This is a genomic window from Limimaricola cinnabarinus LL-001, from assembly GCF_000466965.1.
Taxonomy (GTDB): Bacteria; Pseudomonadota; Alphaproteobacteria; order Rhodobacterales; family Rhodobacteraceae; genus Limimaricola; species Limimaricola cinnabarinus.
The window spans coordinates 1-693 of the sequence record NZ_BATB01000177.1; the positions used below are offsets into that span (position 1 = coordinate 1).

General features: G+C 65.9%; 1 protein-coding gene and 2 pseudogenes. All 3 read left to right on the forward strand.

Annotation, left to right across the window (positions count from 1 at the left end):
- Window positions 1-370 (forward strand): annotated as a pseudogene (locus tag MBELCI_RS18980) (class II fumarate hydratase); the annotation flags it as partial.
- Window positions 367-542 (forward strand): annotated as a pseudogene (locus tag MBELCI_RS20290) (DUF4169 family protein). The pseudogenes MBELCI_RS18980 and MBELCI_RS20290, both read left to right, overlap by 4 nt.
- On the forward strand, window positions 535-693 hold a 159-nt coding region (locus tag MBELCI_RS18985; RefSeq protein WP_045320579.1), incomplete at its 3' end, for a ribbon-helix-helix domain-containing protein. The pseudogene MBELCI_RS20290 and the gene MBELCI_RS18985, both read left to right, overlap by 8 nt.

Below are 693 nucleotides of genomic sequence, written 5' to 3' on the forward strand. Positions count from 1 at the left end.
GGGCAACGACGCCGCCGTGGGCTTCGCCGGATCGCAGGGGCATTTCGAGCTCAACGTCTACAAGCCGATGATGGCCTACAACGTGCTGCAATCCATGCAGCTCATCGGGGACGCCAGCACCGCCTTCACCGACAACTGCGTCGCGGGCATCGAGGCCAACGAGGAGCGGATCAACAAGCTGATGCGCGAAAGCCTGATGCTCGTCACCGCGCTGGCGCCAACCATCGGCTATGACAACGCCACCACGGTTGCCAAGACAGCGCACAAGAATGGCACCACCCTCAAGGAGGAGGCGATCAACCTCGGCTTCGTCGATGCCGAGACCTTCGACCGCGTGGTGCGCCCCGAGGAGATGATCGGCCCGAAATGAAGCCGGTGAACCTGAACCAGTTCAGGAAGCAGAAGGCGCGGGCGAGAACAGGGCCCGCGCCGACGCCAATGCCGCGAAGTTCGGTCGCAGCAAGGCCGAGAAGGCGCGCGATGCAGCCGAGGCCGATGCGGCGGCAAGGCGGCTCGACGGGCACCGCCGCGACGATGAGTGACGGCCGTCCCGTCAAACGCTCCCTGACGCTCAGGGGGCACCGCACCAGCGTATCATTGGAAGACGTGTTCTGGCGTGCCTTCCGGGACATCGCGGCCGCCGAAGGCACGACGATCAACGGACTTGCCGCCGAGATCGACGCGGGCCGGGGC